Source organism: Anaplasma capra, from assembly GCF_025628805.1.
GTDB lineage: Bacteria > Pseudomonadota > Alphaproteobacteria > Rickettsiales > Anaplasmataceae > Anaplasma > Anaplasma capra.
Genome location: NZ_JAOTBG010000001.1, coordinates 73,336 through 87,970 on the forward strand (window position 1 = coordinate 73,336; position 14,635 = coordinate 87,970).

The following is a 14,635-nucleotide window of genomic DNA, read 5'->3' on the forward strand; positions in this document are numbered from 1 at the left end:
AAAACCCATTATGAGAGCACCACCAATCCCTGCTTCCCCGCAGGGGCGTATGCTACGTTTTTCGCAACAGCAAAAGAGCGAGCAAAGAATCCCGAAATTTTATACGATTCCTCAATAGTACCAGACAGAGGGTTAATACCTAAAAGCCGACCATCGCTTCCTAGTAGCCACAATTTCCCCGCAGCAAGCACGGGAGAATTCCACCAGCCACCTCTCTTAATCTTACCCAAATCTGAGGCCCATAGCTGTATCTTACTTTCTATGTCAAAAGCCAACAACTTGCCATCCCTGGTCAAAACGAAGACGCCGACCTTCTCCACGCCAAAGACGTCACACGCCCCGACATCCGCAGACCACACCTTCTTTCCGGATGATAGCTCTACGCTCTCCACAACCCCAGAGCCACCTACCAATAACACCTCCCTAGCAACAACTACTGGAGAAACCACGCTACGCCCAACAATGCCCAAGTCCCTCTTTTGAAGTGCACCTTCCCAGATCTTATCGCCGCTGTGGGCGTCTAGGCACAACACCTTACCATCCGGGAAAAGCACCACAATCGCATTCCCCCTGCGGGAATAAGCAACCGATAGCGTGCCCTGCATCCGCACACCATGGGCACTAACCCCTTCATGGTGCCACAACAACCCCCCATCAGCCACGTTGAAAACATACAGATAGTTGTCAATAACCAGCGCCGCAACAGCCTCACCATCGTTCAGAGTCACAAGATTCCCGCTCAAAGGGTTGCGCAGAACCTTCTTCCATTTCACCTTTCCGTTCTTCAGGTCTATCCCGTACAGCAGATTGTCCACAGCACAGAGCAACATCCCATTGGAGTATGCCAGACCGCCTGAGTACACTCTGTCAACACCCTCAGCAAGCTCCGCATACCACACCGCGTTATTGAGATCCCCCTCGTTCAGCGCAGTCAACTTACCCCACTCATCCAGGACCACAACCAGACCGTCTGCGACAACCGGCGGTATAGTGACACCGGAAACGCCCGCTACGTTGCGAACGCGAGAAAACGTCTGAACAATTTCTGGGCCAACAAAGGCCGCAGAAAGGGCCCGAAACCGCTCCGACATAGCCAACTGCTTGGCAGGACCGGCAAATGATGCCCCGGAAGCACAAAATAGACAGATGAACGCCGGAATAGCAGCGAGTAACCACATATGCGTGCAGCGCAACAGAAAAAATCACTTCAATCATCTGACAACTCGTGCTAAAAATCAATCAATTTGTCTGGTCTACCTGCCTTGCGCTTACGCCACCTAGTATTGCGCAAAATCTCCACTACAGTAGCGCATCTTCAGCAAGGCACAATATTCTAAGTGTGAAGTCCTGCAAGACAGAGACATAGCAGGCACACACCTGTGTTGGGCACGGCGCATTGCCGGATGAGGGACTTTTTTCAGAAGTAGTTTCACACCACTAATATTATGGGTATAATCCCCAGGGGCGTGGTTCCACCGTAGGTCTGGCATACAATGCAAAAAGTGGCTATAGTAGGTCTTCCCAATGTGGGGAAGTCTACCCTCTTCAATAAGCTGATCAAGAGAAAATCGGCTATAGTCAGCAGTGTAGCGCACGTTACAAGAGACAGGAAAGAGGGCGCGGTCAATTTTTGCGGGCTTAAGTTTATTGCCATAGACACGGGTGGAGTGGGTGCTGGTACGGGAATCCAGGCATTAGTAACTGAACAGGTTGAACTCGCCATTGAATGTACAGACGTAATATTATTCGTTGTAGATTCCAAAAAAGGTACAGATGCTCAAGAAACAGACTTCGCAAAATGGCTCAGAAAGAAAACAGATAAACCAGTGGTCCTGGTTGTCAATAAGTGTGAAAGTAACAAACATTGCGCCTTCATAGATGACATGGAGTATCTAGGCTTTCTGGGACCAGTGTATATATCTGCTGAACACAGCCTTGGCATGCCCGACCTGTACGAAATCCTCTCACGCGTACTGGAATGCAACGACAAAGCGGATGTCCGGGACAAGCAAATCACGATCTCGATAATTGGACAACCTAACGTTGGGAAATCGACATTTGTGAACAGTATTTTGGGAGAAAAGAGGGTTATTACCGACGACTCTGCAGGTACAACGCGCGATTCCATAAGCGTGGAATACCGTCACAAGGGAGTAAAGCTTCTCCTCACCGACACAGCGGGCATCAGAAGAAGAACAAAAGTGGTTGAGAGCATGGAAAAGCTCTCTGTACAATCGGCAACTGATGCACTGTCGAGATCAAATGTGGTTGTTCTAATGGTCGATTTCACGCTAGGTATAAACAGACAAGATCTCTCCATAGCCGAGGCCGCTATGCGAGAAGGAAAGAGTATGGTTGTTGTTATGAATAAATCCGATCTTGTAGACAGCAAAGCCGCACAGGAAGAGATACTACGGACAATAAGGCAGCACAGCAGAGTGGATTTTGACGTACCCATAATGAAAATCTCTGCGCTGCATGGCACTGGGTGCAACGATGTCCTGGACAGAGCCATAGGGCTTTATAAGTCTGCCAGCAGTAGAATCAGCACTGCGAAACTTAACAAGTGGCTGAACACGGCACTGGAGCATCATGCCCCCCACCTGCAGGACAATAAAAAAGTAAGATTAAAATATATCACTCAGGTATCAGCGCTCCCACCAACTTTTATGATATCAACAAATACAGAACACATTGAGGACAGCTACCAGCAATACCTCAGAAATAGCTTCATCAAGAGCTTTTCCATGCAAGGAGTGCCGATAAGAATGATCTTCAGAAAAGGGCACAATCCATATTCGAAAGATAGGTGACAACAGCTTCTATTTCATTCGTGTGGGCCCACACCGCGGCTTAGGCTAACAGGGAGCTTCCTGTCATATCATCAGGTTTCCTTATCTGCATCAACTCCAGAATGGTTGGAGCAACGTCGCACAACCTACCATTGGTCAGGTCGCGCTTTTCACTACAATTACACAGTACTAAGGGCACCGTGCTTGACGTGTGGGCAGTAAATGGGGTCCCACATTGTAAATCAAACATCTTTTCTGCGTTACCATGATCAGCAGTTATAAGCACCATAGCCCCGGTCTTCTTTGCAGCATCAAATACCATTTGCAAACATCCATCAACCGTGGACACAGCTCTCTTAACAGCTTCCATATTACCAGTATGTCCCACCATATCTGCATTTGCGTAGTTCGCCACGATAAGGCTATATTTCTTGGATCCAATGTTCTCTACCAGGACTTCAGTCATCTGAAACGCGGACATCTCCGGCTCGAGATCATAAGTACTAACCTTGGGCGAGGGAATTATGACTCTATCCTCCCCAGGAAATGGTTCCTCCCTTCCACCATTGAAGAAAAACGTGACATGCGCGTATTTCTCAGTCTCTGCAATTCTCAGCTGCTTCAGACCACATCCGGAAATCACTTCCCCCAAAGTATTGCGTATGTCCCTAGGGGGGAACAGGGAGGGGATCTGGATTTTTTCTGAGTATCGCACCATACCAAGAACGTTGGGAGTCTCCTGTGACTCATGCAAGATCATTCTCAAGATTTGCAGAACTCTATCGCTCCTGAAATTGGTAAACAACACACCATCCCCAGGGGAAAGCCCTTGATAGTCACCTATCGCAGACGGCACCACAAACTCATCAGAGATTCCATCATCGTAACTACTCTCAACGGCAGAGAGTGCGTCTCTGTATCTTGGTCCCTCCGCCAGAGCAATGGTCCTATAGGCCTTCTCAGTGCGATCTAGCCTGCTGTCCCTGTCCATTGCATAGTAGCGACCACTAACAGTAGCGATACTAACATCACGCAAGCTCATATACTCACTCAAAGACGCTATGTACTTCTTTGCGGAGCGCGGGGGGACGTCACGCCCATCTAAAAACGCATGTATCAGAACCTTAACTCCAAGCTCCGAAAGAACCGACGCAAGCTTTGTTATATGGTCCTGCAACCCGTGCACTCCCCCATCGGAGAGCAGGCCCGCAATGTGGCATACCCCACGTCCGCGCCTAATCTTCTCCACAAACTCAAGCAGGTATGGGTTGCTGTGGATCTCGCCGATTCCTGCATTGATTCTCTGAAGATCTTGCAATATCACCCTACCAGCACCGAGGCTTAAATGCCCAACCTCAGAATTTCCTACCTGGCCAGCAGGGAGGCCAACATCTTCCCCACTAGCAGACAACTCGCTACGGGGGCACCTGGAAACTACAGACTCCCAGAATGGCTTATCAGCAGCGTGTATGGCATCACAGCTGTCGCCATTGCCATTGCCCCATCCATCTAGTATGCAAAGTACAACAGCGTTCCCCGACATTATTCTTGGCTAAATGAAAACAGCACAGATTCTACAATACCTTCTGTGCCATAGCAATCAACTATCGTTGGCTACGTACGTCGCAAACCACATTACAAAGCTTTTAACTAGACCGAGCTACCGCAAACTGCCGCGTGCGTAAGCGTCAACGGAAATACTCACGCCCTTGCCCAATGAGCACTGAATCAGTACCAGAAACACGTGTGTGGCCGGAGAAGCCGGGACATATCAAAAAATTTATAAAATAACCCGTTAACTTCTGCAAAGTTTCGTACTACAATACCGGGATTTTGATTTTTTGTCGCCCGCATGATATATGACCGCCATGACGCAGTGCTAGTGCTGTCAGATGGTCGTAGCTTCTTTGGAAAATCCTTAGGAAAAAAGGGCAGCTGCGTTGGGGAGGTTTGTTTCACCACAGGATTCTCTGGCTACCAGTATACTATCACTGACCCGTCGTTTGCCGGGCAGATAATAGTCTTTTCCTTCCCACACATAGGGAATGTAGGCATAAACCACAAGGATTTCGAGCATGAAAACACACTTGCAAGGGGTGTGGTCGTCAGAGAGGTATCATGCGCGTCTCACATATCCTCGTGGATAGATCTAAACTCCTGGATGGACGCCAGTGGGATTGGGGGAATATCTGGAGTTGACACCCGTGCGCTAATCCTACATTTGCGCGAGCACGGCTCACAAAATGGAATCATACACCACTTTGATGACTATAATCTCCTTAATCTACAAAAACTCAGAGAGGCAGCTGCGGCAGCCGATACACCTACTGTGGGCACTGAACTCCCACACTTAAAAAACTACCAAGTCTCGCATGATGGCTTAAAAATTTGTGTGATAGATGCAGGGGCAAAGCGTGGCATGCTGAACGCGCTAGTCACCCTTGGTTGCGCAGTACATGTTATAGCAGCCAAGGATGACTTTGCAGCACAGGTAATGAAGCTGCGCCCGCATGGCATAGTAATTTCTAATGGCCCCGGCGACCCACATTGTGCTCCACAAGAAAAGGTAGAACAGATACGCACCTTGATAAAATGCGGTATACCCATACTTGGTATATGCTTGGGACACCAGCTACTGGCTATTTCTATGGGAGCACGAACTGTAAAAATGCGGCACGGACATCGAGGCAGCAATCACCCCGTATACAATACCGTAACCAAATCCGTTGAGATAACCAGCCAAAATCACGGATTCACTGTGGATGCAAGTACTCTACCAAAGAATGTCGAAGTAACTCATACATCGCTGTTTGACGGCACAGTAGAAGGCATGCGATTGCTGGACTACCCGGTGTTTTCTGTTCAATACCACCCGGAAGGATGTCCGGGCCCACATGACTCGCAGTACATAATAAGGGACTTCATAAGTCTTGCCAAATCCTACAGGGGTAGTGAATTTAGGCCGTTGTGAGGCAGTAAGGTGAGGTCTTGTCCAATTTTCCTACCTCCAGCACGAGACCCCCGATGCCCATGCGAAAGTTGCGCCTACACCGCAACTGGGCTTGGTGCAACTCCTGCTAGAGCACTTGACAGCTCTGACCAAAAATTATACAAGCGCCGTATAGCATGCGGTAACGGGGTCTGCGTTGTTCCGCCTCTGCACTCTCTGGGTGCAAGCGTGGGCGCCGCCGTTCCGTACTTGCCGTTGGAGGATTAGTCTAGTGCTTGGTAATTTGGAGGTCATCCTCGCACAGCCCCGTGGGTTCTGTGCCGGAGTGGAAAGGGCCATTCGTATTCTCGAAAGTGTAGCCAAAAGATATTCTGGGATCAGAAGCGTGTATGCACTACATGAAATTGTGCACAACCTTCACGTTGTAAACGATTTCAAGAAGATGGGTGTGACGTTCGTCAGCACATTGCATGAGGTCCCAGAGGGAGCCGTCTTAGTGTTCAGTGCACACGGTGTGTCACAGCAAATCAGGGAGGAGTCGCAGCGTAGGGGGTTTTTAGTAGTCGATGCAACCTGCCCCCTGGTTACCAGAGTTCACCTGGAGATACAAAGATATGACAGGAACGGATACCAAGTGGTACTTGTGGGACACGAGGGGCACAGGGAAGTGGAGGGAAGCATGGGGCAGATATCAGATCCAGTGATTCTTGTGCAGAACGTGCAAGATGTTTGGAACATCCAAGTATCGAACCCAACAAAGCTCGCATATGTTACTCAGACAACCCTTAGCATGCGTGACACAACGGAAATAATAAAAGCCCTGAAGCTCAGGTTTCCCGAAATCGTAGGTCCAGACTTGAAAGATATATGCTACGCAACACAAAACAGACAGCTTGCAGTTGAGTCTTTATCCCAAATGGTAGATGTAGTTCTTGTTGTGGGAAGCAAGAACAGCTCAAACTCAAACCGCTTGCTGGACCTGGCCAAGGCGCAAAATTCTAGAGCTTTTCTTGTGGATTCGTACAAAAACATAAACCTTGATTGGTTCTCGGATGCACGCAGAATTGGGATCACCGCCGGCGCCTCCGCTCCAGAGACCTTGGTGCAGGGAATCGTGGATTATTTAGATCTGCATGCCACTGACCTCACGGTACATACCATGGACGGCGTAAAAGAAAATATCACGTTTAAATTACCGGAGCTCAACGGAGATACACTGTAGGAGATAGCGTTTCTATGTTTCGCACGTGTCGTATCGCGGTAAGCTGCAGTAGCCACGTCGGCGCCTGTTATCGGGATTACAGCCAAAACTTGCACATACGGATTCCGCAAGTAATCTCCTGGTACTTGATTATTCTCGGAAAAGACAGTAGGATTGCAGAAGATCTGAGGTTGTGCAGCTGTGTTGAAAGTCAAAATTTTGAGACTCGCGTCCGGATATGGGTTGCCTTTGCCATCCTACGCTACTCCCAAAAGTGCGGGGCTGGATTTATACGCTGCGGTTGATGACAAGCTGGTGATGCGTCCAGGAAGTAGGTGTGCAGTGAAGACAGGCATTGCTTTAGAACTCCCCGACGGGTATGAAGCACAAATAAGGTCCAGGTCTGGTTTAGCTGCTAACTTCGGCATTTTCGTATTGAATGCACCAGGAACCATAGACTCCGACTATAGGGGAGAAATAGCTGTAGTGCTGTCAAATCTTGGCAGCGAGGACTATATAATAAGTCGCGGAGACAGGGTTGCACAGATGGTAATATCCCCCGTGGAGAGAGTAGATTGGGAGGAGGCAAGCAGCATAACGGCTACCAGTCGCGGAGAGGGGGGGTTTGGCTCCACGGGAATCTAGGTGCCGCGCTTAGCCTGGGTGCATACAAACAGTTTTGGAGGACCGCTGGGTCGCGTGCTCTTGGTGTTCTAGTATGCGCCTTACGACCAGCGATAGTTTAGTCGCGAATGAGCCTTTAACTAAGATGCAATCTCCCGGTCTTACCACACGTTCCAGGCGTTTAAGCGCTTCGCTATAGTCAGCAAAGTGTCTGCCACGTAGGCGCTTGGGTAGAACATTGTGCAGCTCTAGCATGTGGTTGCCAACGGTGTATACCAGGTCTATGTTGCTGCGTGCTATATGCCCCAACAAACTTCGGTGGTAGCTCCCGCTACTACTTCCTAGCTCAAGCATGTCACCCAACACCGCCACTTTTCTGCAAATCTGGGCATGTTCTAAAGCACTAAGATTCTCTATGGCCACAACCATGGAGAGTGGATTTGCGTTATACGCGTCATCTATAAGAACAATCTCCCTGCCCTTAAATGTCGTAATGTGGACCTTACCCCTTCCATCAATTGGAGCAAATCCCTCAAGAGCATATCCCACTTGTCCCAAGTCTAACGCAAAGATACACCCCACAGCAACCGCAACAGCGGCTGAGTACACTAAGTGTCTGGAGCAGTTTTTCAATGACAGATGCAATTCCCTGTTAAGGTACTTCACATTTACCGTCGGAGAACATTCTTGCTTATCACCTCTCAAGATCTGTACACCCGCCCCTGCACCAGCACCGAAGCTTATCACGTTGGAGCAATATCTTTCAGCAGCTGCACGCATCTCGCCGTAATATGCGCTATCAAAATTTATGACAGCAGCTGCACAACTCTTCACATGATTGAATATCTCCAGTTTGGCTGCAAGAATGCCTTCAATGGATCCAAAAAATTCCAGATGTGCGGGGCCAACATTGGTAATCACGGCAACATCCGGTCTCGCAATGCGCGACAGTGTGTCTATTTCCTTGGGAGCATTCATGCCCATTTCCATCACAACAAACTCCGCATCCGCTGGTGTATTCGCAGCATAGAGAGGCATACCTATGAGATTGTTATAATTTGCTTCGTTGTAATGTACCTTGCCAAACTTGGACAAAACCCTACAAAGCATGTATTTAGTGGTGGTTTTGCCGGCACTTCCAGTAATAGCCACAACCTTGGCGTGTACATTCTTCATACGAAAGGCAGCAATATCGTGCAGCGCCTGCAAAGTGTCCTCTACAACAATTACAGGACCGTAATCAGCAGTCGACGCTGATTCTCGGCTCACAACGGCAGCAACCGCACCCCTATCAAAGGCCTCTCTAACAAAACAGTGACCATCAAAATTTGCGCCCCTGATCGCAAGAAACACATCACCCGGGTTTAAGGACCGAGTGTCTATAGAAATTCTACCTGGAGATACCCAGTCTCCACCGCGACACAACCCCGAAGCCGCAGCTTCAACAGATTTTGAGTCCCACATAAGCCCAAATGACACACAGGTCGCTACATAACACAACCATACAAATAAAACAACTGAGGGATGTTTCTTTCACCGTAAGTTGTAATCTCACCATAATATGTGCGAGGACCCACGCGACAATGAGAATACAGAAAGTGATTACCGCCCCACAAAAAGGAATGTAAAATTTTCAGAAAGTTGAGCCGGTATATGATGCCAGACAGAGAAGCAAAGTTTCCCGAAAATATATCTTACGGGTCCGTGGGAGGGCCCGCCTTTTCCACCTCAGTTTCTGAACTTAGTGACGGAAGGGAGCAACGCAAAGTTAACTGGGCGCACCCACGTGGCAGATACAATGTGATATACAGCACCAAGTCCAGTGAGCAATTTGCGACGCTCGTAAGCTTTTTTCACGCGCACAGAGGAAGGGCCACACCTTTCAGGTTCAAGGACTGGTTCGACTACAAGGCAACCTGGCAGGATATCGGAGTGGGCGATGGTCAAACATCAGATTTTTGTTTGGTCAAGCGTTACCAAGCGGGAAAGCATTCTTACCTGCGCAGAATTAGCAGACCTGTAATTGACAGCGTTAGGGTACGCTTGAACAATGCGCTACAGCAATGTAACAGGGATTACGAAATAACGCCCAACGGAATGGTTAAATTCGCTAAGCCACCAGCACATGCAGAGGTCGTCTATGCGGACTTTGAATTTGACGTACTAGTCAGATTTGACACCGACTTCCTCGCTTGTTCACTGGATGGACATGGAAGCTATGGATGCCGCAGCATACCACTAATTGAAGTTAGAAACTAGCGGTGATAGATAAATCACCGGAATGCAACCACCCGTCATTGTCCTGACAGATTGTTGAGTTCAGTCTCTAGAGCCTGAATCTGAGATTCAATTTCCTGCTTCATGTTGTCCGAAATGTCAGGTATATCTAGAGCCTTCCTCAGTTCCACAATTCTTTCTTGCAAGCTACTAATTTGTTCCTTACGTTCCTTTTCCTTCTGACTACGACCACTCCTACCGGTAGAGTGCCCCCCCGATGCTCCCCATAAACCAGCAGCGAGCCCCTGCGACGCACCCATTGCTTTATCGGTAGCACCCTCTGCCTGCTCACTTGTCACTTCTTGCTCTTCTTCCACTTGATCGCCTGCATCCGCCATATCCACGGCCCCGTAGCCGCTGCTGCCATCATCAGTGGCGTCTTCTGCGCCTGCCCACGTTTCTGGATCCTGAGCCGCACTGTAGTTAACATCGTATTCAGCAGCATCTCCCTGTCCCTCAGTAACTGAAGTCGGGCTCTCATCCGCGAGCATGTCTTCAAAACCCACAAACGCCTGCGCACTACGAGTGTCCCCGTGATCTTCTGGCGCTCCGTGCACAACCTCCTCGGTAGACTCATGCTGCTCATCCCGTCCCAAAGGCCCTTCTGTTACGTCGCTCGTAGATGTCTCAGGCTCAGTCTGCAGCATTGAGTCACTTTCGGAATCACCTTCAGCTCCTTCAAGCTTAGTCTGCGCCATCATTGCACCACCTTCAGTTTCCTCAGGCTCAGTCTGCAGCATTGAGTCACTTTCGGAATCACCCTCAGCTTCCTCAGGCTTAGTCTGCAGCATTGAGTCACTTTCGGAATCACCCTCAGCTTCCTCAGGCTTAGTCTGCGCCATCATTGCGCCACCTTCAGTTTCCTCAGGCTCAGTCTGCAGCATTGAATCACTTTCGGAATCACCTTCAGCTTCTTCAAGCTTAGCCTGTGCCATCATTGCGCCACCTTCAGCTTCTTCAGGCTTGGTCTGCAGCATTGAGTCACTTTCGGAATCACCTTCAGCTTCCTCAGGCTTGGTCTGCGCCATCATTGCGCCACCTTCAGCTTCTTCAGGCTTGGTCTGCAGCATTGAGTCACTTTCGGAATCACCTTCAGCTTCCTCAGGCTTGGTCTGTAACATTGAACCACTTCCGGTTTTCTCGGACTTAGTCTGTAACATTGAATCGCTTTCAGTTTCCTCGGGCTTGGTCTGCGCCATCATTGAGTCACCTTCGGCTTCCTCATTGCGTGCAAGCACATCTCCTAGCAAATCATCAGGCACAGAGACCCCTGAAAGACCCTCTTCCTCGGGTTTACCCCACATTTCACGAGACTCATCCTCTTCGGGTCTGGCTTGCATCTCGTATAATCTACCCTCCTCCGTAGTGTCTGCGTGACGCTCTTCACTCGTCATCCCGCTCAGAGTGTCAGTGTCGGGTTCTCGTAAAATATCATCCATCATTTCAGAAGCAGCCATCCTTCCGGGTCCATCGCCACCACCCGTAACCGACTCCTCGACACTACCCCGGGAACCCGCTGCATCGTCACCAATTTGTGCGCCACGCCTCGTGAGAGAGTGTCCAACCAACCCTGCAAAATCGACATCACCCGAAGGGGAAACAAACTCCTGGAGCTCGGGAACTTCTTCCGACCTCTCGCGAGATACAGCAGAAATCTCACTTCTGAGCCTATTCATATCCCTATCTATTCTATCCCTTGCTTCTGGGTCTTCTGCGTGCTCACGTAGCACACCCAGCCCATGTAGTGTGTCAACTGCATCCCAGAAATTTTCCTTGTGAACACACAAATTCCCGTCGTTATCGAAGAGCTTATGGCTGATAGTATCGGGACCACGCTCACCATCCAGAACATCGGATACCCCAGGGCGCGTAAACGGATTCGAATCATCATCCTTTTGCGCAGGCGCATACTCCCCTGGCTGATGCTTATCAAGCCCAATCGTGAGTGACTTAAGGCTACTCAGAAATGCAGCCCTGTCATGGGCAATGTTGTGTAGTAATCCCTCGGTCTCAGAGCCTGTTACGCGCCCCATGGCGTACCCACCCAGATACTTCATAGCATCCAAAGGAGAGTATCCTAAATGAGCACCAACCCACGCCCTTGCATAATCAAATCTTGGCGAAATGGAGGAGTGCGATTTGTACAAATATTCTTCTGTGTACGGGGTGGTCAACGCGCCGGCAAGTGACCTTGTTCCATGAACCAACGTGCCTAGCATTCCACCAACTATCGGAGTTCTCCTTAGAATGTTCTCCGGAGCTTTCGCTGCAGTGGAAACCAAGTCCCCCGCTTTCGCCCTCATTAAGATCCTGATTCCGTCTATACCTCTATCGAGACGATCTATCACGGTACCCACAACAGGTATGTGTGAGAATATTCTGATAAACCCTTCACTGTACATGGACTCTACAGTCCTTGACAGCATACTACCACCTGCCAGAACAACCGCCACATTCTGCACGAATGCCCTCATCTGCCATACCAAAAACGCCACAAGAATGAGCCCAAATACCTCTGGCCATGCCACTATGTATCCCTTCTTGATATCCTTTATGATGTTATAGTCATATTGTTTTTCTAAATCCCTCGTAGTAGTGGGATTTATGACCTTATCACGGCTTATAACAGTTCCAGTCAGTACTCTGACCAATTCCTCCTTGAATCTGGAATCCTTGTATTTCAACGTTACATCTTTGCTCGCCTTTTTGTCTTCATCTTCCCTTTTCTTGATAACATCAAGGAACTTATTCACCGAGTCATCTGTCACGGTACCATCTTTCCTACGAACTTCTAGTTCGCCTTTTATTTTGTCCACTAATCTGGCAGTTGATGTACCGCGCGAACTGGCAATCAGCGAATTTGTCATCGAAGCCAAAGGCCCCAGCTTATCGGCACCTTTGATCGGAGACACCCCACCAGGAGGCGCAGAGACCCTTTCATCAGGATCAAGGAATGGATAGTCCACATAGCGGAAATCCTCGTCTCTGTAGTCAGGGGGAACCCTAATAACTGCACCACCACCGGTAAATGTATACCTTGCAGAGCTCCCAGCATCCTCTTGCGAGTATTTACTATAGGCCCCACCCCATCCTATCAATATAGGGTTATACTTCTGCCCAGGAGTCCACTCATAATACCTCTGATCAATTATTCTGTGCCCGAGAAAATACAACTTGATGTGAACAACTTCGTTGTAGCAAGCGGTAAAGCCAAAAATCCTGTAATAGTAGTGCATTATAAGCGAGCCAAACATCGCAACTAGGGTGAACATTAGTATCGCCTGCATTGAAAAACTAATGCACTGCGTCAGCCAACCGTCAAAAAGGCTCCTAAACCTGGAAAATACTATACCAATAAACATGATGGGCATCAGCGCAATGAGAAAGGTAATGCCCACAAATGCGGTAAGATAAATGATGAATGCGTACATGCACAAGGCAACGTAGAAAATCACCGCTATTATTATTATCAGCAGCGCAAATATAGAGACCCAGTCGGCCATGATGAGCGCCCTGGCTTTTGCTTCCCACACGACAGTAGAAAATATTCTCTCCCCGATCATTACATCCATAAATTCAAAGGGAGCATCAGGTTTAAATTTCTGGTTCGCAGCATAGCCGTTAACCAGAGCTATAATTTGGTCAACACCACCCGTAAACAGACCCAGAAGATGATTGTGAAAGAAGTCCCAACTACCTGGAGACACCAGCATTATAACCAGAATGATCTTCAGTATTCTGACTATTACATCCACAAAAGGCGACTGCACCATTCCAAGTAGGTACGCCAGCGCAGAGGTGACCAAAAATAGGGTCATGACCGCAAAGGCGAAATTTCTAAATCCCGTGTTTTGTGCAATGTTTGTGAATATTTGTTTCCCTGCTTTATCAAGCTCATTCCTGACAAGCCTTCTTACGTATTCAAAGACCTTAACACCGTCCCCGTTAATCACACCTTTTTTGAATTCCAAGCTGTAACCGCCGGCATTGTCGTAATAGTAGTTATCCAGTATCTTAACGTATACCTTCCACCCCCTTTCTGGCTTTATATTTTGGCACTCACTATTGAAGATCTTCCCGTCAGAGTGATAAGAGGCCTTCCCAGCCGTATCTACTGCCTCGTATCCGAGGTGTGTTGTTGGAGATGCAGGGTACTCAATTAGATCAAGGGTAGCGTTGGGATCAGGATCTTCTGGACGCTTGAATAGCAAATATGCACCATATCCTTTTTCCAACCAGCACGGTCTTCCGTATTGCCCCTTGTCTTCAGCATCGGTCTCGGGTATATACTGGCAGCTAAGTTTGCATCCACCTACGGTACGCTCACGCTTCTCATAAGGGCCACAGACCCTTTCCACGTCAACAACTGAGTCATAAAACTCATCATTAGGATCCACCGGCCTTGATATACCAGTGTTGACAGCCAGTTGTGAGCTGTGCTTTTCTCCGTTTTTAGCCCAGGGAACCCACGCCCCTTCTATACTGATTACAATCTCCTCCCCGTCAGTAACAAACCCGGTGTCTTTCCAACGCACTATATGCTTGTTGGCCCCAGGCATGCTTGCGTTACCTATCTGGCCATCACCAGCTTTAAATGCCTCAACATTCCCTGGACCGTAATAAGCAGACACAGACGCGGTGGTACTGCTGTTGAAATTGTCCGCAGACACACATCGTGGAAATGGCACTTCGTTTCCGCATGACGTAACAAGCAAGCACAACAGTAGCGACCTCAGAAAATTGTTCGCAGCTGACCTCGCAATTGTAAACATGCACCTCAGACCGATATGA

The 14,635-nt window shown here is 48.7% G+C and carries 9 protein-coding genes; 5 read left to right on the forward strand and 4 right to left on the reverse strand.

Annotation, left to right across the window (positions count from 1 at the left end):
• Positions 1-8: 8 nt before the first annotated feature.
• The gene (locus tag OC187_RS00280) at positions 9-1,178 is read right to left on the reverse strand and encodes a PQQ-like beta-propeller repeat protein (protein WP_262997932.1); all 1,170 of its coding nucleotides are present in this window, start codon (positions 1,176-1,178) and stop codon (positions 9-11) included.
• 315 nt (positions 1,179-1,493) lie between these two features.
• Here OC187_RS00280 and der point away from each other — a divergent pair, with 315 nt between their 5' ends.
• On the forward strand, positions 1,494-2,813 hold the full coding sequence (gene der / locus OC187_RS00285) for a ribosome biogenesis GTPase Der (protein ID WP_262997931.1): 1,320 nt from the start codon (positions 1,494-1,496) through the stop codon (positions 2,811-2,813).
• Positions 2,814-2,853: 40 nt separating this feature from the next.
• Here the strand turns inward: der and gpmI are convergent, their stop codons facing one another.
• Complete coding sequence (gene gpmI / locus OC187_RS00290; RefSeq protein ID WP_262997930.1) at positions 2,854-4,335, reverse strand: 2,3-bisphosphoglycerate-independent phosphoglycerate mutase; 1,482 nt, start codon at positions 4,333-4,335, stop codon at positions 2,854-2,856.
• Between the two features lie 309 nt (positions 4,336-4,644).
• Between gpmI and carA the strand changes: the two genes are divergently transcribed.
• The 3 genes from carA (at position 4,645) to dut (ending at position 7,588) form a co-directional block, all read left to right on the forward strand.
• A complete protein-coding gene (gene carA, locus OC187_RS00295; protein WP_262997929.1) occupies positions 4,645-5,763 on the forward strand; it encodes a glutamine-hydrolyzing carbamoyl-phosphate synthase small subunit in 1,119 nt (372 codons plus the stop codon).
• A gap of 262 nt (positions 5,764-6,025) precedes the next feature.
• Positions 6,026-6,964 carry a 4-hydroxy-3-methylbut-2-enyl diphosphate reductase gene (ispH, locus tag OC187_RS00300; protein ID WP_263008485.1) on the forward strand — a complete coding sequence of 313 codons (939 nt, stop codon included), beginning with the start codon at positions 6,026-6,028 and terminating at the stop codon, positions 6,962-6,964.
• 180 nt (positions 6,965-7,144) lie between these two features.
• Positions 7,145-7,588, forward strand: coding sequence for a dUTP diphosphatase (gene dut / locus OC187_RS00305; RefSeq protein WP_262997928.1), 444 nt, complete (start codon positions 7,145-7,147; stop codon positions 7,586-7,588).
• Between the two features lie 9 nt (positions 7,589-7,597).
• Here the strand turns inward: dut and OC187_RS00310 are convergent, their stop codons facing one another.
• The gene (locus OC187_RS00310) at positions 7,598-9,046 is read right to left on the reverse strand and encodes a UDP-N-acetylmuramoyl-tripeptide--D-alanyl-D-alanine ligase (protein ID WP_263008469.1); all 1,449 of its coding nucleotides are present in this window, start codon (positions 9,044-9,046) and stop codon (positions 7,598-7,600) included.
• Between the two features lie 174 nt (positions 9,047-9,220).
• Here OC187_RS00310 and OC187_RS00315 point away from each other — a divergent pair, with 174 nt between their 5' ends.
• Complete coding sequence (locus OC187_RS00315; RefSeq protein WP_262997926.1) at positions 9,221-9,826, forward strand: DUF2460 domain-containing protein; 606 nt, start codon at positions 9,221-9,223, stop codon at positions 9,824-9,826.
• Positions 9,827-9,861: 35 nt separating this feature from the next.
• On the opposite strand, the gene OC187_RS00320 is transcribed toward OC187_RS00315, so the two are convergent.
• Positions 9,862-14,616 (reverse strand): type IV secretion system protein, encoded by a 4,755-nt coding sequence (locus tag OC187_RS00320; protein ID WP_263008470.1) that lies wholly within the window; start codon positions 14,614-14,616, stop codon positions 9,862-9,864.
• Positions 14,617-14,635 lie beyond the last annotated feature (19 nt).